Genomic DNA, 20,847 nt, shown 5'->3' with positions numbered 1-20,847 from the left:
TGCCAAAATGACGGCAATTGCACGACCCGTTTGCATTGCCCAGCGATGACCCGCTATTGCATTTCTCAGGGTGCGACGGGTGCGACCGGGTCGCGGGCGTTTCATATATCACAAACACAACGATGATGTCGAGATATTTGGATGTTTTTATGCGGTTGGAGAGTGTGGATTGAGTGATAAGAAAACAGTCCTCGTGACCGGTGCAAGCGGCTTCGTGGGCGCTGCTGTGATAGAGCATCTGGTGTCAACTGGTAGTTGTCAGGTACTGGCGCTTGTCCGTCGCGACGGTATGGTTCTGCCTGCAACCGCCATTCCGGTACGAGTAAGTGAAGACTATCTCGCCGGAGAGGCCCTTCCTCTTGCTGGGGTGGACACACTTGTTCATTGCGGCGCGCGCGTTCACGTCATGTCTGATACCGCGAGTGATCCGCTGGCGGAGTATCGCAAAGTCAACGTACGCGGGACTCTGAGGCTGGCTGCGCAAGCCGCGCACGCGGGTGTCAAACGCTTTATTTTTATCAGTTCAATCAAAGTCAACGGAGAAGCCACTCAATTGGGCCAGCCTTACACGGCGGACGATCTTCCTGCTCCTTGTGATCCCTACGGGATTTCCAAGATGGAGGCCGAGCAGCAGCTTCGGCTACTTTCACAGGAAACCGGTATGGAGGTCGTTATTATTCGTCCTGTTCTGGTTTATGGGCCAGGCGTCAAGGCGAACTTTCGCAGAATGATGGCGTGGCTGAACAAAGGGGTTGCCCTGCCATTGGGGGCAATTCACAACCGACGTAGTCTGGTAGCGCTGGATAATCTGGTTGATCTGATTGTTACGTGCATACACCATCCCGCTGCAGCCAATCAGACGTTCCTGGTCAGCGATGATGATGATATGTCTACGTCGGAACTATTGACTCGTATCGGGGAGGTATTAGCCAAGCCGGCTCGACTTATCCCTGTCCCCACCGCCTTGCTGCAATGGTGCATGATACTGATTGGGCGCAGGGGGGCTGGTCAGCGTTTGTGTGGGTCTTTACAGGTTGATATCAAGAAAACCCGTGATCTTCTTGGGTGGACGCCGCCTTCCACGGTGGCTGTTGCTTTACGCAAGACCGTTGAACGTTTTAAGGGGAATTTGAAGTAGTTGGTTCGTTTGAATATGAGCCTGAATTGGAGCCGTTGATGAACCACTTACTTTGGCTTGCGCCTATCGTCGCAGCCCTTGCACTTGTATTGACTTGGTTTTTGCGGCGCTATGCGCTATCCCGAAGTTTGATCGATATACCTAACATGCGCAGCTCTCACTCGATTCCAACTCCCAGGGGAGGTGGTGTTGCTATTGTTGTGAGCTTTCTAGTAGCGCTGCCGGTTTTGTTTACAAACGGTACGGCCGCCCCATCGGTCATCTGGGCGCTTCTGGGTGGAGGCGTCGCGGTCGCGGTCCTCGGGTTTCTAGACGATCATGGCCACATTGCAGCTCGTTGGCGCTTATTGGGGCATTTCAGTGCCGCGTTGTGGGCACTTTTCTGGATCGACGGCCTGCCCGCTATCACTTTTCCGGGGGGAATGATCAATCTCAGTTGGTTTGGTCATGTCGCTGCTGTTTTTTATCTGGTATGGCTACTCAATCTTTACAATTTCATGGACGGAATTGACGGTTTGGCCAGTGTTGAGGCGATGTGTGTATGTCTGGGAGCCTGTCTAGTCTATCTATTGGGTGGTTATTCAATGCTAATTTGGTTACCGCTATTGTTAAGCATGGCAGTGCTTGGATTTCTCTACTGGAATTTTCCGCCCGCGAGGATATTCATGGGCGATGCCGGTAGTGGTTTCCTTGGGTTCATCCTTGGTGTGCTGTCCTTGGTGGCGGCATGGAAAAACTCAGATCTGCTGTGGGTATGGTTGATTCTTCTAGGCGTTTTTATTGTCGATGCAACCTTCACGTTAGTCCGTCGACTGGTGCGAGGTGACAAGATATATGAGGCGCATCGCAGTCATGCCTATCAGTTTGCATCCCGTAAAGTAGGGGGGCATCTGCCAGTGACGCTTTCGATCCTGGCGATCAACCTATTGTGGTTGACACCCATCGCAATCGGCGTAGGTGTATTAGGTCTAAATGGACTGCTGGCATTGGTCATAGCGTATACGCCGTTGATCGCTCTAGCCATCAAGTACAAAGCCGGCGAACTAGAAAAACGCGATGTTATTTTTCCAGTGAGTGAGCTATAGAAGCAGTAAGCCGTGCAAGTTATTTAAGTTACGTATTGCAGAGTTGGGACAGGTATAGGAGCGGCAGAGGTGTCTGAAGGGTTTGTGGGTAGCATTCGGTCGTATCTGGTAGGCCTTCCTCGGCGAAGGAAGCGTTTCCTGCAAGTGATTACAGACGTTTTTCTCGTCTGGTTAGCCTTGTGGCTGGCGTTTGTCGTTCGTTTGGGCTTGGACGATTTGATCAACCCTGTAGCGCAACATTTTTGGCTGTTTCTGAGCGCACCAGTAGTGGCTATCCCACTCTTCGTTCGTTTTGGAATGTATCGCGCTGTTATGCGTTACTTCGGTAACGACGCCTTGATCGTGATTATCAAAGCGGTCAGCCTTTCAGCGCTGATACTCGGTGTGGTGGTTTATTTATACAGCAATCATCAGGCCGTGGTACCTCGCTCCATCATTTTCAACTATTGGTGGCTCAGCCTGGTAATGGTCGGCGGATTGCGGCTGGCTATGCGGCAGTATTTTTTGGGCGATTGGTTCACGGCGGCGCAGCATGTGCCTTTTACCAGTAGAGAAGACGGTCTGCCGCGCGTTGCCATTTATGGCGCGGGGGCTGCAGGAAATCAGTTGGTAGCGGCTTTGCGCATGGGGCGTCTCATGAGGCCAGTGGCCTTCATCGACGATGACGATGGTATATCTGATCGCGTCATTTCAGGTCTGCAAGTTTACAAACCTAAACATATTCAGCGGATGATCGGTGCGACAGGAGCCCAGGAAATCCTGTTGGCCATTCCCTCGTCCAACAGAGGTCGGCGTCGGGAAATTTTAGGGTTCCTTGAAGGTTTTCCGTTGCATGTACGTAGTGTGCCCGGCTTCATGGACCTTGCCAGCGGGCGGGTAAAGGTAGATGACATTCAGGAGGTCGATATCGCTGACTTGCTGGGGCGGGATGCGGTTCCGGCGCAAGCACAGCTCCTGGAACGTTGCATTATGCGGCAGAGCGTCCTCGTGACGGGGGCCGGCGGCTCTATAGGCTCTGAGTTATGTCGTCAGATTCTGACATTGAATCCGACGACATTGTTATTACTGGAACATAGCGAATTCAATCTCTACAGCATTATGTCTGAGCTTGAGCAGCGTATCGCTCGCGAGTCGCTCTCCGTTCGACTGTTACCGATCCTAGGCTCGGTACGTAACCAGAAAAAGTTACTGGATGTAATGAAAACTTGGCACGTCGATACTGTCTATCACGCAGCGGCGTATAAACATGTGCCCATGGTCGAGCACAACATCGCAGAGGGTGTATTGAACAATGTGATCGGTACGTTGAACACTGCTCAAGCTGCTCTACAATCCGGTGTTTCTAACTTCGTACTTATTTCAACCGACAAGGCCGTACGCCCCACGAACGTCATGGGTAGCACCAAGCGTCTTGCAGAATTGACTCTTCAAGCCCTCAGCCGAGAACTGGCGCCTGTGTTGTTCGGCGAAAAAACCAATATTTCTCACGTCAACAAAACCCGTTTCACTATGGTTCGCTTCGGTAATGTGCTGGGTTCTTCCGGTTCCGTAATCCCACTTTTTCACAAACAGATCAAGTCGGGAGGGCCTATCACGGTTACTCATCCGAAAATCACCCGCTACTTCATGACGATCCCCGAAGCCGCACAGTTGGTGATTCAGGCCGGTTCCATGGGCCAGGGGGGGGATGTTTTCGTGTTGGACATGGGTGAACCAGTAAAAATCGTCGAACTCGCCGAGAGGCTGATCCACCTCTCCGGTTTAAGCGTGCGCTCTGATAGAAATCCCCAGGGCGATATTGCCATCGAGTTCACCGGCTTACGCCCTGGTGAAAAGCTTTACGAAGAGCTACTGATTGGCGATCACGTTGTCGCTACTCAGCACCCGATGATCATGAGCGCCAACGAAGACTACCTGTCTTGGGATGTGCTCAAAGGCAAGTTGACAGAGTTGTTGACTGCTGTGGATCAGGACGACTACACCCGCGTCCGCCAACTCCTGCGCGACACCGTCAGCGGCTACTCCCCCGATGGCGAAATCGTCGATTGGATCTATCAGCAGCGCCGGCTCGAGCCTTGATTTAACACTCTGTTACTCAAGCATTTTTGACGAATCTCCAACATCACCTAAGTTAGAAAAGCAGCCTCGGAAAGCTGCTTTTCTCTCACACTGTCATGGAGCGTCACCAATGCAAAACACCTACCTCACCTCCCTAATCTTCGCCTTCCTCACGACCCTCTCAGTCACCACCACCGCAGCCCCGTCCATCAAACCCGAAGCTCCAACCCCTATCACCGCCCAGATGACCAAGGTCGAGCAGTCCACCAAGGTCAACCTGAACACCGCCGACGCCGAAACCCTGCGTCGTGACCTCTTCGGTATCGGTGCCGCTAAAGCCCAGGCGATCATCGCCTATCGCGAAAGCAATGGTCCGTTCACGGCGGTGGATGAGTTGTTGGAAGTGAAGGGGATTGGCAAGGCGCTGCTGGAGAAGAATCGCGATAGGCTGGCCATCAACTGATTCATCCAGGAGGCCGGTCATTGATCGGCCTTTTTGCCCTCCGGGTTCTGCGTTTTCAGGCGTTCGCGCACCACGGCCATGATCTGTCTTGCCAATTGAGGGGCTTCAGCACTCCTGGCCAGTACCAATGCGCCCACCAGTGTCGACATCATCACCAGGCTCTTTGCATCGCAACGCTCATCTCCCAATGCCGTTTCTATTTGCTTGAGCCTTGCGTTGAGTACCTGGTCTGTAGTCGCACTGGGCTGGCCTCGGAGCCCCAGTTCTGAACACATCGTTGGCAGCGGGCAGCCTTGGTCCGGGGAGGCCAGGTGCCATTCCGACAGGTAACTGTCGATAAACGCGCCCAGCGGCTGCTCCTGGCTGAACAGCATGTCGCAATGGGCGTCCAGGTCTGCGGCGGCCGCCTGCAGGGCTGTCTCCACCAGTTCGTCCTTGGATTTGAAATGCGCGTAAAAGCCGCCATGGGTCAGGTTCAACGCTTTCATCAGTGGCTGTAGGCCGGTGGCGTCGATGCCATCGCGGCGAAAGCGCGCAGAGGCTTCCGTGATGATGCGTTGGTGGGTCTGGGCTTTGTGGTTTTGTGAATAACGCATGGGGCATGCCTCGGTTACAGGCGGGCATTTTAACCAACTTGACCTTTTTTACACACTCGTCGGCATGCAAGGCGTTGGCATGAAATGTGATTACATCTAGACGGAGGATTGTTCAACAATCGTGAGGTGGTCATGACGCTCAGTTTGTCTTTAGCCGACCAGATTGCCCTGGAGCTGCGTGCCGACATCATTGCGGGGCGGTTATTGCCAGGCATGGCTTTGGTCGAGGTGGATCTGGTCAAGGCCTACAGTGCGTCGCGCAATACGATTCGCGAAGCCTTGCACCGTTTGGGGCAGGAGGGGTTGACCCGTTATGTGCGTAACAAGGGCGTTATGGTGCGGCGGTTGGAGCGGGAGGAAGTCCGCGATCTGTTTGTCGTCCGCCGTACCCTGGAGTTGCAGGCCATCGCCGGAAGCGATGCCTTGACGCACGAGCAATCCGAACGCCTGCAAAACGCCATTGACGCCACCACCCTGGCCCGTGAGCGCGAGGATTGGCGTGCGGTGGCCACCCACAGTTTGCTGTTCCATCAGCACATCGTCGGGTTGATGGGCAGCCCGTTGTTCGATGAGTTTTTTGCCCAGGTCATCGCCCAGTTGCGCCTGGTGTTTTGCGCCGCGCCTGATGAGCAACGTTTCCAGTCGCCCTGGCTGGAGCGTGACCGTGAGATTTATCAATGGCTGGTCGAGCAGGACAAACCGGCGGCAGGGGAGGCGATGAACCTGTACCTGGATGATTCGGAACGCCTGTCCTTGGCCCTGTTTACCCACCCCTGATCGAGGATCTGCATCATGTACAAAGACTATCCGGCCGCTTATCAGGTCAGCAAGGGTTCGGCGTTGCAGGTCGACGCGGCATTTTACGAGCGCATTCGTGACCGAAAAGATCAGCGCAGCTTGATCGAGCAGTTCGAGGTACCGATTCGCACGGGCAGGGCGTGGAAGGTGCCCGCCGGGCATGTGTTTCGTGTTACCACGCCCGTGGGCCCGCAGGTGGGGGACTTCAATGTGTGGAACGCCAATGACCCCCGCGAACGTCTTTGGGCAGCACGTACCCGTCAGTTGCAGGGGGCGCATGTGAGCACTCATGACCGGCTATGGTCGAATCTGCCATTTCTAAGGCCACTGGTGACCATCACCGATGACAGCCTGGCCAGTTACGGCATCGATGAGCACGGCGGGCGTCTGCATGACTTGCTGGGGACACGGTGCGATCCCTATGTGAACCGCATGCTCACCGGCGAGGACTTCCATCACCATTGCCACTCCAACCTGACCCGCGCGGTATTACCCCACGGTCTGACGGAATTCGACGTGCATGACGTGCTGAATATTTTCCAGTGTACGGGCCTCAATCACGACGACATGTATTTCATGAAAGCCTGCCCGGCGCAGAAGGGCGATTACCTGGAGTTCTTTGCCGAGATTGATTTGCTCTGCGCGCTGTCGACGTGCCCGGGCGGGGATTTGTCGCTGCCGATGTGGGGGCCGGATGCGCAGGATCCGCTGACGGTGTGCCGTCCGTTGGGGGTTGAGATCTATCGGCTGGAGGACGAGTTGCTGGACGGCTGGAGCCAGCCGGAGCGTGCTGCCTATAAAGGGCAGCACGGGTTGCAAATTGCCAAAGCGGATTGGGAGTAAGCGGTCCTAGCGGTCCTGCGCGTCCTTGGCGTCCGCCTGGGCGTTGCGTTCGGCCACGCGTTTGCGTTGTTCGTCGGTGAGTTCCACCTTGTTGGCGCTGTCACGCAGCATCATCAGCCCTCCGACGATCGACCCGATCGCAACCACCATAATCAACCACGCATACCACGGCATAAGGCTCTCCTTGAGGCAGATTACCGTCGGAGAATTTTCCCACGGCAATAACTACTTTGAGTGACGGGCTTTCTGAGTAGTTCAGTGTAGGCCCGTTCTGCCTCGAAACCTTAGAGCCCGGTCAACATTGCGTCTGCCGGTGCATCGGCACGATCCTGTGCGGTCATCTGGAAGTAGATGAAACCCACGGCCATAAAGCCGAGGAAGATCAGCCCGATCAGCGTGTTGAACCACGCCATGGCCACCAGGCACACCACGGCCAGCGCCAGCGCAATGCCGGGCACGATCGGATAACCCGGCGCGCGGAAGGTACGTTCCAGCAGCGGCTCGGTCTTACGCAGTTTGAACAGGCTGAGCATGCTCATGATGTACATCACGATGGCACCGAACACCGCCATGGTGATCATCGCCGCGGTCAATGTCATGCCACCCAGGTTGATCAGGCCATCGCTGTAGATGGCGGCGATGCCGACCACGCCACCGGCGATGATTGCCCGGTGTGGTGTCTGAAAGCGCGATAATTTGGCGAGGAAGGAGGGCAGGTAACCGGCGCGGGCCAGGGCAAAGAACTGGCGCGAGTAGCCCAGGATAATGCCGTGGAAGCTCGCCACCAGGCCGAACAGGCCGATCCAGACCAGCATGTGCAGCCAGCCGGAGTTGTCGCCCACCACGGTTTTCATCGCCTGCGGCAGTGGATCGTTGATGTTCGACAGGGTGCGCCAGTCGCCCACGCCGCCGGCGAAGAACATCACGCCCATGGCCAGGATCACCAGGGTCAGGATGCCGCTGATGTAGGCCTTTGGAATGGTGCGCTTAGGATCTTTCGCTTCCTCGGCCGCCATGGCCGCGCCTTCGATGGCCAGGAAAAACCAGATGGCAAACGGAATCGCCGCAAACATCCCGGCAACCGCCGGGGCGCCGAAGGTATCGGAACCGGCCCAACCGTTCAGGGCAAACTTGCTGAAGCTGAACGCGGGCGCGACCACGCCCATGAACACCAGCAGCTCGGCGACGGCGAGCACGCACACCACCAGCTCGAAGGTCGCGGCCAGTTTCACGCCGAGAATATTCAGCCCCATGAATACGATGTAGGCACCGACGGCCGCATGCTTGGGGTCCAGGGCCGGGAACTGCACATTCAGATACGCGCCGATCGCCAGGGCGATGGCAGGCGGGGCGAAGACAAATTCGATCAGGGTGGCGAGGCCTGCGATCAAGCCGCCTTTCTCCCCAAAGGCGCGACGACTGTAGGCAAACGGCCCGCCTGCGTGAGGAATGGCGGTAGTCAGCTCGGTGAAACTGAAGATAAAGCAGGTGTACATCGCGGCGACCATCAGCGAGGTCACCAGGAAGCCCAAGGTCCCGGCCACGCCCCAGCCGTAGCTCCAGCCGAAGTATTCCCCGGAAATCACCAGCCCGACGGCAATGCCCCATAAATGCAGGGTGCCCAAGGTGGGTTTGAGTTGTGTGTTCATCGTGCTGCGCTCCCTGAACGGTTTGGAATGATTCAAGGTGTTGCAGCGGCCATGCCAGCCTGAGAATCATTGTCGTAAAGCGGCGCAACTGTCGTGTGGGGGATGGTTTGGCGTTTGAAATTTGCCGGCGTCGCACCAGATAGGTGCGGCGGTGACGGTGCCGGCGCTATCGGGAGCAAGCCCCCTCCCACAGAAGCCTAATTGCCATAGATTCCGTATTCACTGGAAGTTGTGTAGATACCCATGCCCCGATAGCGCCCGCCCAGACGCTGGAACCCCCAGTGTAAACCCCGCATAAACCCACTCTTTACGCCATCTTTACGCCCCGTCCACCCCCTCGCTCTCGTTCCTTTACGCCACTCCTGCGGACAATTGCCCCACACGCGGCACTCGCCGCTAAACGGAGAGACTTCCATGAGCGTTCTGGACGGGGTGTCACTGCTATTGGCCGTGGCGCTGTTCATTTATCTGCTGGTTGCGCTGTTACGCGCGGATCGGAACTAGGAGCTGGCCATGCACAGTTATGACTATTGGCTGATCATTGCCTTCTTTGCCGTGGTACTGGTGCCGGCGCCGTTCCTGGGGCGGTTCTACTACAAGGTGATGGAAGGCCAGCGCACGTGGCTGAGCCCGGTGCTGGGGCCTGTCGAAAAAGCCTGTTATCGCCTGTCGGGGGTGGATGAACATCAGGAACAAAGCTGGCAGAAATACATGCTGGCCTTGCTCGCGTTCAACCTCGCGGGCTTTTTGCTGTTGTTCGCGATCCTGCTGTTCCAGGACTATCTCCCACTGAACCCGCAGAAATTGCCGGGCCAGGAATGGACCCTGGCCTTCAATACCGCGGTCAGTTTCATGACCAACACCAACTGGCAGTCCTACAGCGGTGAGGCGTCCCTGAGCTACCTCAGCCAGATGGCTGGCCTGACCGTGCAGAACTTCGTCAGTGCGGCCACCGGCCTGGCCGTCCTGGTCGCGCTGTGCCGTGGGATCGGGCGCAAATCCGCCAGGACCCTGGGTAACTTCTGGGTCGACATGACCCGCGCCACGCTCTACGGCCTGCTGCCGTTGTGCCTGGTGCTGGCGCTGTTCCTGGTGTGGCAGGGCGTACCGCAAACCTTCGCGCACTATGTGGATGCCGTGACCCTGCAAGGCGTGGATCAAGTGATCCCCTTGGGCCCGGCAGCCAGCCAGATTGCGATCAAACAACTGGGCACCAACGGCGGCGGCTTCTTCGGCGTCAATTCGGCGCACCCGTTTGAAGACCCGACCGCCTGGGCCAACCTGTTCGAAGTGGCTTCGATCATCCTGATCCCGGTGGCGTTGGTATTCACCTTCGGCCACTACGTGAAAGACCTGCGCCAGAGCCGCGCGATCCTTGGCTGCATGCTGGCGCTGTTCCTGATCGGCGGCGCCACTTCCCTGTGGTCCGAATACCAGCCCAACCCGACCTTGAACAACCCGGCCGTCGAGCAGACCGCACCGCTGGAAGGCAAGGAAGCGCGCTTCGGCACCACCGGCACGGTGTTGTGGTCGGTGACCACCACGGCGGCGTCCAACGGTTCGGTCAACGGCATGCAAGACAGCCTCAACCCCCTCAGTGGGATGGTGGCGCTGGTCAACATGATGGTCGGCGAAGTGATCTTCGGCGGCGTCGGCGCCGGTATGTACGGCATGTTGCTCAACGTGTTGATCGCGGTGTTCCTGGCCGGCCTGATGATCGGGCGCACCCCGGAATACCTGGGCAAGAAACTCCAGGCCAAGGAAGTGCAGCTGCTGGTCGTGACCCTGTTGGTGATGCCGGTGGGCGTGCTGGTACTGGGTGCCATCGCCGCGAGCCTGCCCGGCCCAGCCGGCGCGATCAGTAACCCTGGCCCTCATGGTTTCAGCCAGTTGCTGTACGCCTACACCTCGGCCAGCGCCAACAACGGCTCGGCGTTCGGCGGTTTCAGTGCCAACACGCCGTTCCACAACCTGATGCTGGGCCTGGGCATGTTGATCGGCCGCTTCGGCTACATCCTCCCGGTACTGGCCCTGGCCGGCAGCCTGGCGATGAAGAAGACCGCACCGATTGGCCAGAACAGCTTCCCGACCCATGGTCCGCTGTTCGTGACCCTGTTGACCGTGACTATTTTGCTGGTGGGCGGCCTGACTTTCCTGCCGACGCTGGCGCTGGGGCCCATCGCTGAACACTTGAGCATGGGCTTCTAAAAAGGGGATATGAACATGAATATGCCTGCAAAAAACGCGGCCCCGGTCAAAACCCAGGAACCCGCCAAAACCGCCGTCTCTGCCCTGTGGCGCCCGGCGCTGGTCCAGGCGTTCGTCAAGCTGGACCCGCGCCAGCTGCAACGCTCGCCGGTGATGCTGGTGGTCGAGCTGACCGCCATCCTCACCACCGTGCTGTGCTTTGTGCCCGACACCGCCGTACCGACGTATGTGGCCGTGCAAATCGCCGTGTGGCTGTGGTTCACCGTGCTGTTCGCCAACTTCGCCGAAGCCTTGGCCGAAGGACGCGGCAAGGCCCGTGCCGACAGCCTCAAGGCCGGCAGCGAAGGCCTGAGCGCGCGGCGTAAGGAAGCCGATGGCAGCTTCAAGGTCGTGCCGGCCACCAGTCTGCGTAAAGGTGATGTGGTGCGTGTGGCCGCCGGGGAAATGATTCCCGGCGACGGCGAGGTCGTCGAAGGCATCGCAGCGGTCAACGAAGCGGCGATCACCGGTGAGTCCGCGCCGGTGATCCGCGAGTCCGGCGGCGATCGCTCGGCCGTCACCGGCAACACGCGGCTGGTGTCGGACTGGCTGCTGATCCGCATCACCGCCAACCCCGGCGAGTCCACCCTGGACCGCATGATCGCCCTGGTCGAAGGCGCCAAGCGTCAGAAAACTCCCAACGAAGTCGCGCTGGATATCCTGCTGATCGGCCTGACCCTGATCTTCCTGATGGTGGTCGTGACCTTGCAGCCCTTCGCCCACTTCGCCAACGGCAGCTTGCCGCTGGTGTTTTTGGTCGCACTGCTGGTGACGCTGATTCCTACCACCATCGGTGGCTTGTTGTCGGCCATCGGTATTGCCGGTATGGACCGTCTGGTGCGCCTTAATGTGATCGCGAAGTCCGGTCGTGCCGTGGAGGCGGCCGGTGACGTGCATGTGTTGCTGCTGGACAAGACCGGCACCATCACCTTCGGTAACCGTCGGTGCGCGGCGGTGGTTGCGGCGCCTGGCGTCAGCGGCAAGGAAGTGGCCGAAGGTGCGTTGTTTGCTTCTTTGGCCGATGACACGGCAGAAGGCAAATCCATCGTCGAATACCTGCGGGCTCTGCACCCGCAGGCCGAGCCATCCCTGGATGAACTGACCGCGGTACCGTTCAGCGCCGAGACCCGCTTGTCCGGTGTCGACTACCAGGGCCGCGTGTTCCGCAAAGGCGCAGTGGATTCGTTGCTGGCGTTTATCGGCCAGCCACGCGGCGACCTGCAACCGGCATTGGCGCGGGAAATCGACAAGATCGCCCAGAGCGGCGGCACGCCCTTGCTGGTGTGTGCCGACGGCAAATTGCTCGGTGCGATCCACCTCAAGGACGTGGTCAAGCCTGGTATCCGCGAACGTTTCGCCGAGCTGCGCAAGCTGGGCATTCGCACGGTGATGGTCACCGGTGACAACCCGCTGACGGCCGCTGCGATTGCTGCCGAAGCCGGTGTGGATGACGTGCTGGCCGAAGCGACCCCGGAGAAAAAACTCGCGCGCATCCGTCACGAGCAAAACGACGGCCGCCTGGTGGCGATGTGCGGCGACGGTGCCAACGACGCCCCGGCACTGGCCCAGGCGGACGTCGGCATGGCGATGAACGACGGCACCCAGGCCGCCCGCGAGGCCGCCAACATGGTCGACCTCGACAGCGACCCTACCAAGCTGCTGGACGTGGTGCAGATCGGCAAGGAGTTGCTGGTGACCCGTGGTGCGTTGACCACCTTTTCCATCGCCAACGACGTGGCCAAGTACTTCGCGATCCTGCCGGCGTTGTTCGCCTCGATCTATCCGCAGTTGGGCGTGCTTAACGTGATGCACTTACAGAGCCCCCAGAGCGCGATTCTCTCGGCCATCGTGTTCAACGCGCTGATCATCGTGGTGCTGATTCCCCTGGCGCTGCGCGGTGTGCGTGTGCAGGCCGCGAGTGCGGCGGCGTTGCTGCGGCGCAACCTGCTGATCTATGGCCTGGGCGGGTTGCTGGTGCCGTTCGTGGGCATCAAGGCGATCGACATGCTGCTGACCGCGCTGCACCTGGTGTGACCCGATGCCTGTGGGCGCCACCCCGGTGCCCACAGGTTGCAAAGACCGAATTGAGGAATTTGAAATGTCCAACATAATCCGCCCGGCCCTGAGCCTGCTGGTGCTCATGACCCTGATCACCGGCGTGGCCTACCCACTGGTGGTGACCGGTGTCGCCCAAGTCGCCTTCCCGGACCAGGCCAACGGCAGCCTGGTGCGCGATGCCGGCGGCAAAGTGCGTGGCTCCAGCCTGATCGCCCAGGACTTTACCGGTGACAGCTGGTTCCATCCGCGCCCTTCGGCGGGTGCCTTTGCGACGGTTTCCAGCAGCGCCAGTAACCTCGGCCCCAGCAACCCGGCCTTGGCCACCCGCGTGTTCGATGACGCGAACAAACAGTTGGTGCCCGGCCAGGGCCCGGTGCCTTTGGTGTCGCTGACTACCTCCGGCAGCGGTCTTGATCCACACTTGCCACCCCAGGCGATTGCCTATCAACTCGCACGGGTGGCTGCCGCGCGAAATGTGCCGGTATCGACCCTGCAACGGTTGATGGATGAACATATCGAAAGCCCGCTGGTGGGGCCGCCAGTGGTGAATGTGCTGGCGCTGAACATGGCGTTGGAAAAGCTGTAACCCGATCAATATCTGAAGGACACTGCCCGCATGAGCGACTCCGGCCGCGCCGATGCCCTGCTAGCCGATCTACCCCGGGACGGCCGTGGCCGGCTCAAAGTTTTCCTCGGCGCTGCGCCGGGTGTGGGCAAGACCTACGCCATGCTCCAGGCTGCCCACACCCAATTGCGCCAGGGCGTCAAACTGATCGCCGGCGTGGTTGAAACCCACGGCCGAGCCGAGACCGAAGCCTTGCTCAGCGGCCTGCCGCAACAACCGCTGTTGCGCAGTGAATACCGTGGCGTGATGCTCGAAGAAATGGACCTCGACGGCCTGCTCGCCGCCAAGCCCAAGCTGGTGCTGGTGGACGAACTGGCCCACAGCAACGCCCCCGGCAGCCGCCATGAAAAGCGTTGGCAAGACATTCAGGAACTGCTCGCCGCCGGCATCGACGTGTTTACCACGGTCAACGTCCAGCACCTGGAAAGCCTGAATGACCAGGTCCGCGGCATCACCGGTGTGCAGGTTCGCGAAACCTTGCCGGATTGGGTGTTGCAGGAGGCCGACGAACTGCTGTTGATCGACCTGCCGTCCCGCGAACTGCTCGAGCGTCTGCGCGACGGCAAGGTGTATGTGCCGGAGCAGGCCCGCGCCGCCATCGATGCGTTCTTTACCCAGACCAACCTGATGGCCCTGCGCGAGCTGGCGATGCAGACCGCCGCCGCCCATGTCGACGACGATTTGGCCCAGGGTTATCGCCAGCTCGGCCAGGCGGCGCCGGCGGTGCGTGGGCGTTTGTTGGTGGGCGTGGATGGCGATGCGCAGGCCGAACGCCTGGTGCGCCATGCCAGTCGCGTCGCCCAGCGTCGGCATTTGCCGTGGAGCCTGGTGCATATCGACAACGGCCGTGCGCGGGATGAGCAGGCCCGCCTGCGCCTGCAAAACGCCCAGCAACTGGCCGAGCGCCTTGGCGGCGAAGTGGTGCTGCTGCGGGCGGGGGAGGTGGCCAAGACCTTGATCCAGCATGCCGCCGAACGCCGTGCCAGCCTGCTGTTGGTGGGGCAGTCGCGAATGCGTTGGCGGCGTCGCCTGTTCGGTGGCGGTTTGGCGGCGCGCCTGTTGCGTAATGCCCGGGGCTTGGAAATCAACGTCCTCGACAGTGACGATGTGCCCGCAGCCCCACGCCTGCCGGATGTGCGCGGCCTGGTGTGGTTCGATTACGCCTTGGCCGTGGTTGCGACCATCGTCGCCGCCGCTGTGGCCTGGGCAGTGGCAAGCGCGCTGCCGTTGCCCAATATCTCGCTGGTGTTTCTTGCCGCCGTGTTGCTGGTGGCGGTGCGCAGCAGCCTGGGGCCGTCCCTGGTGTGTGCGGCGTTGTCGTTCCTGACCTATGACTTCCTGTTTATCCCGCCGAATTTCTCCTTCGCCATCCAGCGCGAGGAGGACGTGCTGACGCTGTTGTTCTTCCTGCTGATGGCGGCGCTCACCGGCAATCTTGCCGCACGCCAGCGCCGTCAGTTGCAGGCATTGCGCGACACCCAGGAAGAAACCGGCGAACTGCTCGACCTGTCGCGCAAACTCACCGCCGCCACCGACCGCCAGGCGGTGATCAGTGCCGCCGCCCACCATCTGGAAGGTTGGAGCGACCTGGATCTGTGCCTGGTCAATCGCGACGGCCAGGGTGGCTGGAAGGTCGAGACCGGCGGCCCGCTGACCTTCACCGAAGCCGAGCGTGCTGCGGCCGATTGGGCCTGGCAGCATGACCAGCCGGCAGGCATGGGCACCGGCACCTTGCCGTTCGGGCGCTGGTGGTGGTGGCCGTTGTCGGGCGAAGAAGGCCCGCTCGGGTTGCTCGGCGTCAGTGCCAAGCCGGGCCTGGAATTGAGCGGCCAACGCCGTCGCTTGCTGACCGCCTTGAGCCAGCCCCTGGCCCAGGCCCTGGCGCGGGCACAGTTGGCCCAGGAGCTGGAGTCCGCCCGTTTGCATGGCGAAACCGAGCAACTGCGCAGCGCCTTGCTGGCGTCGGTGTCCCACGATTTGCGCACACCGTTGACCTCCATGCGCGGCAGTATCGACAGCCTGCTGGCGCTCGGCGAAGCCATCCCCCTGGAGGATCGTCGCGAGCTGCTCGAAGGCACCCGCGATGAGGCCGAGCGCCTGGACCGCTATATCCAGAACCTGCTGGACATGACGCGACTGGGCCATGGCGCGCTGAAGCTGGCGCGGGACTGGGTGTCGCCCGGCGATATTGTCGGCAGTGCGCTCGGGCGTTTGCGCGCGGTGTTGGCACCTCTGCAGGTGAGCACCAATGTGCCGGCGGAGTTGCCGTTGCTCTATGTCCATGCTGCGTTGATCGAACAGGCACTGGTCAATGTGCTGGAAAATGCCGCGCGCTTTTCACCGCCCCACGGTCGATTGCAACTGAGCGCCGGCGTCTCGGATAACCGATTGTTTTTCGCCGTGGCGGATGAGGGGCCCGGTATTCCTGAGGATGAGCGGGCGAAGATCTTCGACATGTTCTACACCGCCGCACGCGGTGATCGAGGCGGGCAGGGAACCGGCCTCGGCCTGGCGATCTGCCAGGGCATGGTCGGCGCCCATGGTGGGCATATCAGCGTGGCCGATGGCATTGAGGGGCGCGGTACCTGTATCACGCTGTTCCTGCCATTGCCGACACAGCCTGGTCTGGAAGGCGAGGCGTGAGCTACCCTGTTTTCTCTACGGATGTTGATTGGACGCCATGAGCCAGACCGCGACGATTTTAGTCATTGATGACGAACCGCAGATCCGCAAATTCCTGCGCATCAGCCTGGCCTCCCAGGGCTACAAAGTGATCGAGGCCGGTACCGGCAACGAAGGCCTGGCCCAGGCTGCGTTGAGCAAACCCGACTTGCTGGTGCTCGACCTGGGCCTGCCGGACATGGACGGCCAGCAGGTGTTGCGCGAGTTTCGTGAGTGGTCGACGGTGCCGGTACTGGTGCTGTCGGTGCGGGCCAGCGAAGGACAGAAGGTCGAAGCCCTAGACGGTGGCGCCAATGATTATGTCACCAAGCCCTTCGGCATCCAGGAGTTCCTGGCCCGCGTGCGCGCCTTGTTGCGCCAGGCGCCGGTGGGCGAGACCCAGGAAGCGGCGTTGCAGTTTGGCCCGTTGACGGTGGACCTGGCCTATCGCCGCGTGCTGCTGGACGGCGCCGAGGTGGCACTGACCCGCAAGGAATACGCGGTGCTGGCACAACTGGCGCGGCATCCGGGACGGGTGATCACCCAACAGCAACTGCTCAAGGACATCTGGGGCCCGACCCACACCGACGACAGTCACTACCTGCGGATTGTGGTGGGGCATCTGCGCCAGAAGCTGGCGGATGATCCGACCCAGCCGAGGTTTATCGTGACCGAGGCGGGAGTGGGGTATCGGTTGTTGAGCGCCTGAGGCGATCTGTCAGCCTCTCTGTGGTTCTGTGGTTCTGTGGTTCTGTGGTTCTGTGGTTCTGTGGGTTCTGTGGGTTCTGTGGTTCTGTGGTTCTGTGGGTTCTGTGGGTTATGTGGATTCTGTGGTGAGCGGGCTTGCCCCGCGCTGGGCTGCGTAGCAGCCCCAAAACCAGGCCCAAAGGAGTACCTGACACTGCGCGTTCCTCATCGAGTGGGGCCGCTGCGCAGCCCAACGCGGGGCAAGCCCGCTCACCACGGCTCTAGCGACACGGCTGTCTCAGCGCTGCTCACTCTCATAGCGATCCAGGGTATCACTGGCAATTTCCCGCCCAAGTGCGATCAACTCCGGCGCCTTGTAGAACTCGAAAAACCGGCACACCCGCTTCGGCACGTTGATCAGTACATCCGGCGGGTAGCCAGCGATCTTGTATTGCGCCAGCGAAGTCTGCATCACCTCGAAACTCTGGTTGATCAGATCCAGCAATGACGCCGGCCCGACGTTATCGATGATGAATGAACCGGTGGCCGACTTTGGCGCCCCCGGCTTTTCCGGTGCGGCGGCAGGTTGCTGGGATTCGGGTTCGGCCGACTCCAGCCACGGATTGATCTCGGCCGCCTGGGCCTGCAAGGCTTCCTGCTCAAGTTTCATCAACTGCTCGGCCTGCTTGCGGCGAAACGGCAGGTGCGAACCCAGTGATTTCGCCAGGCTGTTGAAGCGGCTCTTGAACGCCGGCGGGCGCTGGATCACAGGCAACTGGTAGTGTTTCTGGTTGGTGGCGTTGAGGTTGACCGCGATGATCAAGTCACAATGGCTCGACACCACCGGCACGATCGGCAGCGGGTTGAGCAGGCCGCCGTCCACCAGCATGCGGTTGCCTTGCATCACCGGGGTGAACAGGCTGGGAATCGCTGCCGAGGCGCGCATGGCCTGGTGCAGGCAGCCTTCCTGGAACCAGATTTCCTGTTGGTTGGTCAGGTCGGTGGCAACGGCGGTGTAGGGGATGCGCAGCTCTTCGATATTGATCTCGCCGACGATCTTGCGGATCTGCCCGAAGACCTTTTCGCCACGAATCGCCCCAAGGCGGAAACTCACGTCCACCAGGCGCAGCACGTCGAGGTAGTCGAGGCTTTCAATCCAGTTTCGATACTCGTCCAGTTTGCCGGCGGCGTAGATCCCGCCCACCACGGCACCCATGGAGCAACCGGCGATACAGGCGATGTCGTAGCCGCGCCGTTCGATTTCCTCGATCACCCCGATATGGGCGTAGCCCCGGGCCCCGCCGGAACCCAACACCAAGGCAACACGTTTCTTCATGGCCGATGTCCTTCATAAACGGGGGCCCACAATGCGCCTATTTTGGGGGCCGCTTCAATCTTCGTTGCGCCTGGCAATATTTTTCAAGAATAGCGCCCAGGCTCGGGTATGCTCTGGCAATAGGTACTACCGATTTCAGGCTAAGGACAAGGCACTTTTTCTTGTAGGCAACGTCTACAGCGTACGACTGTTTTTCTTTATTTTGAGGTGTCATCGATGAAAGCCTGGATGTGTGTGCCTGTGATCATGTTGGCCCTGGCGGGTTGTGCCGGGAAAACCGCATACCGCGACAGCTGTGGCTCGCAATTGGATGCCGCCTGGAAAGAACTCGACCTGGCCAAGGCCGAAGGTTTTGCCGGCACCGTCAGCTACTCCAAGGCTTTGTCGTTACTGACGGGCGCCAAGACCCAGCAGCAATTCGAGGCGTTTGAAGGCTGCTCCAACAAGGCCGAAAAAGCTCGGTTCTATATTCGTGAGTCGCGCGCCGGGCGTTAACGTGCAGCGCAGAGTGGGATTTTTCATCTGAGAGTGAGGGCAGGATGTCAGCTTTGGTCGATCAGTTAGTCGCTCAGGTCATTGGCCTGGAAGTAGGGTTACTGAGCTGCCAGGCTCGCCTCGCTGCCGTTACCGATGATGAAGCCCTGCATGATCTGCGCACCACCGTGCGCCGCCTGCGCAGTCTGTTGCGTCCTTTGCGCGGGCTGCCGGGTGTGGAACAGCTTGAATTGGCCGCCGGCACGGTCGGCCAGTTGACGACGCCGCTGCGCGACCGAGAGGTGCTGGCGGCGTATTTGCATCAGCATGGTTATCACGAGGCCGCAGATCGACGCCTGCGCCTGCAACCCGACGCCTATCGCCAGGTGGCGCAAGGCCCGGAAGTTGCGCATCTGCTGCTGATCCTTGATGCATTCCCGCGCTTTATCCGCGCCTCGGAGCACCAGAAATTGCTCAAGGGTTTGCGACCGCGCATTGAGAAGCGCCTGGCCAAGCAATGGCAGAAACTCGATCAAGCGCTGAAAGATCCAGACCATGATCGCCACCGTTTGCGCTTGTTGATCAAGCGTGTGCGCTATGCCGCCGAGGCTTACCCCCAGCTGGATAAGTTGCCCGCCAATGCCCTGCCACGCCTGAAGAAAGCCCAAGCGGCACTGGGTGATTGGCATGACTGCTGGCAATGGTTGGCCCAGGCCGAACATCAAGTCGATCTGCAGCCCTGTGTTGCGATATGGCATCGCACCATGGCCAAGGCCGAAGGGCAGGCGGATCGCGTGCTGGACAAACTCAGCGCGGATTTTTTCTAAATCGGTCCGGCTTTTGGCCGGAATAAGCGCTGTACCTTGGCTGCTCGCTGGTTAAGATCGCACATCCGTTTTTTTTGATGTGAGGTCGCCATGCGCTTTAGTGATTTGCTCGACGCTGCCCGAAGCAACCCGCTGGATGTCACCATTCCCGCTGAATGGGCCCAGGGCCGTGCCACGTTCGGTGGCCTGGTTGCTGCGTTGCAATACGAAGCCTTGCGCGCCCAGGTGCCGACGGACCGCCCATTGCGCTCGCTCGCGATCACCTTCGTTGGCCCGGTCGCGCCCGATGTACCCGCCAGCTATCAAGTCGAAGTGTTGCGTGAAGGCAAGGCGGTCAGCCAGTTGCTCGGCCGTGTCGTGCAGAACGGTGAGGTCGCGACCCTGGTACAGGCCAGTTTTGGCGCATCCCGCGAGTCGGAAATCGATGTGGCCAGCGAGCCGCCGCCGACGTTCAAGCACTGGGATGAGTGCCAGGAACTGCCCTATATCAAAGGCGTCACGCCTGAATTCATGCGCCACCTGGCGATGCGTTGGAGTGTTGGCGGTTTGCCGTTTACCGGTAATAAATCCCGCGAGATGGGCGGGTGGGTTCGCTTGCGCGGGGATGTGAAGGAGGAACCGCTGAGCGAAGCGCATATCCTCGCCCTGGTCGACGCCTGGCCCCCGGCGTTGCTGCCGCACCTGAAAAAGCCCGCTCCGGGCAGCACCCTGACCTGGACCATCGAATTCATCCAACCGTTGCAGGAATTGACGACCCTGGACTGGTGCCAGTACCACGTCAGCATCGAACATGCGCGCGACGGCTACGGTCACGCCGCCGCCGCGCTGTGGAGCCCAACCGGCGCGTTGATCGCCCTTAGCCGCCAGACCGTGGTGGTCTTCGCCTGATCGTCAGTGACGGTGGCGCAGCCGCCAGGCACGCCACCAGCCACCGCTCAACACAAAGCGCGGGAACGTCAGGAACTGCTCGACCACCAGGCGCTGTACTGCGTCTTTACGATCACTGAACGGCTCACCGGCCTCGGCTTCCAGGCTATGGCCATGACGCTGCAACGCCAGGCCAGCGAGGATGCCGACTACGCCAATGGCGAAACTGGCCAGGCTCAGGCTGAACACTCCGGACACAATCAACAGAAACCCGATGATAAACAGCGGCACGGCAATCAGGTGCAACGCCAGGTTGGTCGGGTGCTGATGGTTTTGCGGGTAGTTACGCCATTGCCAGGCGGGGAGATTGGGATGACGTTTGCCCATGATGGTGAACCCTCTGTCCGTTGAAATAACATGGGGAGAGTTTAGGTG

The 20,847-nt window shown here is 60.0% G+C and carries 20 protein-coding genes; 15 read left to right on the top strand and 5 right to left on the bottom strand.

What is annotated here, in order from left to right; translation table 11 throughout:
• Window positions 1-169: 169 nt before the first annotated feature.
• The 4 genes from Q8X51_RS14200 to Q8X51_RS14185 all read left to right on the top strand — a co-directional run bounded on the left by Q8X51_RS14200 (window position 170) and on the right by Q8X51_RS14185 (window position 4,744).
• Window positions 170-1,138, top strand: a complete 969-nt coding sequence (locus Q8X51_RS14200) for a UDP-glucose 4-epimerase family protein (protein WP_407693354.1) — start codon at window positions 170-172, stop codon at window positions 1,136-1,138.
• A 38-nt stretch (window positions 1,139-1,176) separates the two neighbouring features.
• Complete coding sequence (locus tag Q8X51_RS14195) at window positions 1,177-2,223, top strand: MraY family glycosyltransferase (protein WP_407693355.1); 1,047 nt, start codon at window positions 1,177-1,179, stop codon at window positions 2,221-2,223.
• Window positions 2,224-2,307: 84 nt separating this feature from the next.
• Window positions 2,308-4,302 carry a polysaccharide biosynthesis protein gene (locus Q8X51_RS14190; RefSeq protein ID WP_407693374.1) on the top strand — a complete coding sequence of 665 codons (1,995 nt, stop codon included), beginning with the start codon at window positions 2,308-2,310 and terminating at the stop codon, window positions 4,300-4,302.
• A 109-nt stretch (window positions 4,303-4,411) separates the two neighbouring features.
• The gene (locus Q8X51_RS14185; RefSeq protein WP_027604151.1) at window positions 4,412-4,744 is read left to right on the top strand and encodes a ComEA family DNA-binding protein; all 333 of its coding nucleotides are present in this window, start codon (window positions 4,412-4,414) and stop codon (window positions 4,742-4,744) included.
• Between the two features lie 17 nt (window positions 4,745-4,761).
• Here Q8X51_RS14185 and Q8X51_RS14180 read toward each other — a convergent pair whose 3' ends face one another.
• Window positions 4,762-5,340 (bottom strand): TetR/AcrR family transcriptional regulator, encoded by a 579-nt coding sequence (locus Q8X51_RS14180; protein ID WP_407693356.1) that lies wholly within the window; start codon window positions 5,338-5,340, stop codon window positions 4,762-4,764.
• 132 nt (window positions 5,341-5,472) lie between these two features.
• Here Q8X51_RS14180 and Q8X51_RS14175 point away from each other — a divergent pair, with 132 nt between their 5' ends.
• Window positions 5,473-6,117, top strand: a complete 645-nt coding sequence (locus Q8X51_RS14175) for a GntR family transcriptional regulator (RefSeq protein ID WP_407693357.1) — start codon at window positions 5,473-5,475, stop codon at window positions 6,115-6,117.
• Between the two features lie 15 nt (window positions 6,118-6,132).
• Window positions 6,133-6,981: an urea carboxylase-associated family protein gene (locus tag Q8X51_RS14170; RefSeq protein ID WP_027604148.1), complete on the top strand. Its 849-nt coding sequence runs from the start codon at window positions 6,133-6,135 to the stop codon at window positions 6,979-6,981.
• 6 nt (window positions 6,982-6,987) lie between these two features.
• Here Q8X51_RS14170 and Q8X51_RS14165 read toward each other — a convergent pair whose 3' ends face one another.
• Both Q8X51_RS14165 and eat read right to left on the bottom strand, forming a co-directional pair.
• Window positions 6,988-7,155, bottom strand: a complete 168-nt coding sequence (locus Q8X51_RS14165) for a DUF2897 family protein (RefSeq protein ID WP_003172675.1) — start codon at window positions 7,153-7,155, stop codon at window positions 6,988-6,990.
• Window positions 7,156-7,265: 110 nt separating this feature from the next.
• A complete protein-coding gene (eat, locus tag Q8X51_RS14160; protein ID WP_407693358.1) occupies window positions 7,266-8,630 on the bottom strand; it encodes an ethanolamine permease in 1,365 nt (454 codons plus the stop codon).
• Between the two features lie 414 nt (window positions 8,631-9,044).
• Here eat and kdpF point away from each other — a divergent pair, with 414 nt between their 5' ends.
• The 6 genes from kdpF to Q8X51_RS14130 all read left to right on the top strand — a co-directional run bounded on the left by kdpF (window position 9,045) and on the right by Q8X51_RS14130 (window position 16,930).
• The gene (gene kdpF / locus Q8X51_RS14155) at window positions 9,045-9,134 is read left to right on the top strand and encodes a K(+)-transporting ATPase subunit F (RefSeq protein WP_003218754.1); all 90 of its coding nucleotides are present in this window, start codon (window positions 9,045-9,047) and stop codon (window positions 9,132-9,134) included.
• A gap of 9 nt (window positions 9,135-9,143) precedes the next feature.
• Window positions 9,144-10,838, top strand: coding sequence for a potassium-transporting ATPase subunit KdpA (gene kdpA / locus Q8X51_RS14150; protein ID WP_065928096.1), 1,695 nt, complete (start codon window positions 9,144-9,146; stop codon window positions 10,836-10,838).
• Window positions 10,839-10,847: 9 nt separating this feature from the next.
• The gene (kdpB, locus tag Q8X51_RS14145; RefSeq protein WP_407693359.1) at window positions 10,848-12,911 is read left to right on the top strand and encodes a potassium-transporting ATPase subunit KdpB; all 2,064 of its coding nucleotides are present in this window, start codon (window positions 10,848-10,850) and stop codon (window positions 12,909-12,911) included.
• A gap of 64 nt (window positions 12,912-12,975) precedes the next feature.
• On the top strand, window positions 12,976-13,521 hold the full coding sequence (kdpC, locus tag Q8X51_RS14140) for a potassium-transporting ATPase subunit KdpC (protein ID WP_065928287.1): 546 nt from the start codon (window positions 12,976-12,978) through the stop codon (window positions 13,519-13,521).
• Window positions 13,522-13,551: 30 nt separating this feature from the next.
• Entirely contained in the window at window positions 13,552-16,203 is a 2,652-nt protein-coding gene (locus Q8X51_RS14135) for a sensor histidine kinase (RefSeq protein WP_065928094.1), read from the top strand.
• Window positions 16,204-16,240: 37 nt separating this feature from the next.
• The gene (locus Q8X51_RS14130; protein WP_027604142.1) at window positions 16,241-16,930 is read left to right on the top strand and encodes a response regulator; all 690 of its coding nucleotides are present in this window, start codon (window positions 16,241-16,243) and stop codon (window positions 16,928-16,930) included.
• A gap of 276 nt (window positions 16,931-17,206) precedes the next feature.
• Here Q8X51_RS14130 and Q8X51_RS14125 read toward each other — a convergent pair whose 3' ends face one another.
• Window positions 17,207-18,244, bottom strand: coding sequence for a patatin-like phospholipase family protein (locus Q8X51_RS14125; RefSeq protein WP_065947440.1), 1,038 nt, complete (start codon window positions 18,242-18,244; stop codon window positions 17,207-17,209).
• A gap of 216 nt (window positions 18,245-18,460) precedes the next feature.
• Here Q8X51_RS14125 and Q8X51_RS14120 point away from each other — a divergent pair, with 216 nt between their 5' ends.
• The 3 genes from Q8X51_RS14120 (at window position 18,461) to Q8X51_RS14110 (ending at window position 20,433) form a co-directional block, all read left to right on the top strand.
• Complete coding sequence (locus tag Q8X51_RS14120; protein WP_003172685.1) at window positions 18,461-18,739, top strand: hypothetical protein; 279 nt, start codon at window positions 18,461-18,463, stop codon at window positions 18,737-18,739.
• A gap of 44 nt (window positions 18,740-18,783) precedes the next feature.
• Window positions 18,784-19,545, top strand: a complete 762-nt coding sequence (locus tag Q8X51_RS14115) for a CHAD domain-containing protein (protein ID WP_407693360.1) — start codon at window positions 18,784-18,786, stop codon at window positions 19,543-19,545.
• Between the two features lie 90 nt (window positions 19,546-19,635).
• Window positions 19,636-20,433: an acyl-CoA thioesterase gene (locus tag Q8X51_RS14110; protein WP_407693361.1), complete on the top strand. Its 798-nt coding sequence runs from the start codon at window positions 19,636-19,638 to the stop codon at window positions 20,431-20,433.
• 3 nt (window positions 20,434-20,436) lie between these two features.
• Here the strand turns inward: Q8X51_RS14110 and Q8X51_RS14105 are convergent, their stop codons facing one another.
• Entirely contained in the window at window positions 20,437-20,799 is a 363-nt protein-coding gene (locus tag Q8X51_RS14105; RefSeq protein WP_027604139.1) for an Mpo1-like protein, read from the bottom strand.
• Between the last annotated feature and the right edge of the window lie 48 nt (window positions 20,800-20,847).

It is taken from the genome of Pseudomonas sp. Yb2C2, assembly GCF_052112325.1.
Taxonomy (GTDB): Bacteria; Pseudomonadota; Gammaproteobacteria; order Pseudomonadales; family Pseudomonadaceae; genus Aquipseudomonas; species Aquipseudomonas marginalis.
Note: the sequence above shows the minus strand (reverse complement) of the source record. Positions and strands in the feature narration are given on the sequence as shown.

Bases quoted from the DNA above. Each gene is read 5' to 3' on its own strand.
- Q8X51_RS14195 (WP_407693355.1), top strand. From the start codon at position 1,177: ATGAACCACTTACTTTGGCTTGCGCCTATCGTCGCAGCCCTTGCACTT.
- Q8X51_RS14185 (WP_027604151.1), top strand. From the start codon at position 4,412: ATGCAAAACACCTACCTCACCTCCCTAATCTTCGCCTTCCTCACGACC.
- Q8X51_RS14180 (WP_407693356.1), bottom strand. From the start codon at position 5,340: ATGCGTTATTCACAAAACCACAAAGCCCAGACCCACCAACGCATCATC.
- Q8X51_RS14175 (WP_407693357.1), top strand. From the start codon at position 5,473: ATGACGCTCAGTTTGTCTTTAGCCGACCAGATTGCCCTGGAGCTGCGT.
- Q8X51_RS14170 (WP_027604148.1), top strand. From the start codon at position 6,133: ATGTACAAAGACTATCCGGCCGCTTATCAGGTCAGCAAGGGTTCGGCG.
- Q8X51_RS14165 (WP_003172675.1), bottom strand. From the start codon at position 7,155: ATGCCGTGGTATGCGTGGTTGATTATGGTGGTTGCGATCGGGTCGATC.
- eat (WP_407693358.1), bottom strand. From the start codon at position 8,630: ATGAACACACAACTCAAACCCACCTTGGGCACCCTGCATTTATGGGGC.
- kdpF (WP_003218754.1), top strand. From the start codon at position 9,045: ATGAGCGTTCTGGACGGGGTGTCACTGCTATTGGCCGTGGCGCTGTTC.
- kdpA (WP_065928096.1), top strand. From the start codon at position 9,144: ATGCACAGTTATGACTATTGGCTGATCATTGCCTTCTTTGCCGTGGTA.
- kdpB (WP_407693359.1), top strand. From the start codon at position 10,848: ATGAACATGAATATGCCTGCAAAAAACGCGGCCCCGGTCAAAACCCAG.
- kdpC (WP_065928287.1), top strand. From the start codon at position 12,976: ATGTCCAACATAATCCGCCCGGCCCTGAGCCTGCTGGTGCTCATGACC.
- Q8X51_RS14135 (WP_065928094.1), top strand. From the start codon at position 13,552: ATGAGCGACTCCGGCCGCGCCGATGCCCTGCTAGCCGATCTACCCCGG.
- Q8X51_RS14130 (WP_027604142.1), top strand. From the start codon at position 16,241: ATGAGCCAGACCGCGACGATTTTAGTCATTGATGACGAACCGCAGATC.
- Q8X51_RS14125 (WP_065947440.1), bottom strand. From the start codon at position 18,244: ATGAAGAAACGTGTTGCCTTGGTGTTGGGTTCCGGCGGGGCCCGGGGC.
- Q8X51_RS14120 (WP_003172685.1), top strand. From the start codon at position 18,461: ATGAAAGCCTGGATGTGTGTGCCTGTGATCATGTTGGCCCTGGCGGGT.
- Q8X51_RS14115 (WP_407693360.1), top strand. From the start codon at position 18,784: ATGTCAGCTTTGGTCGATCAGTTAGTCGCTCAGGTCATTGGCCTGGAA.
- Q8X51_RS14110 (WP_407693361.1), top strand. From the start codon at position 19,636: ATGCGCTTTAGTGATTTGCTCGACGCTGCCCGAAGCAACCCGCTGGAT.
- Q8X51_RS14105 (WP_027604139.1), bottom strand. From the start codon at position 20,799: ATGGGCAAACGTCATCCCAATCTCCCCGCCTGGCAATGGCGTAACTAC.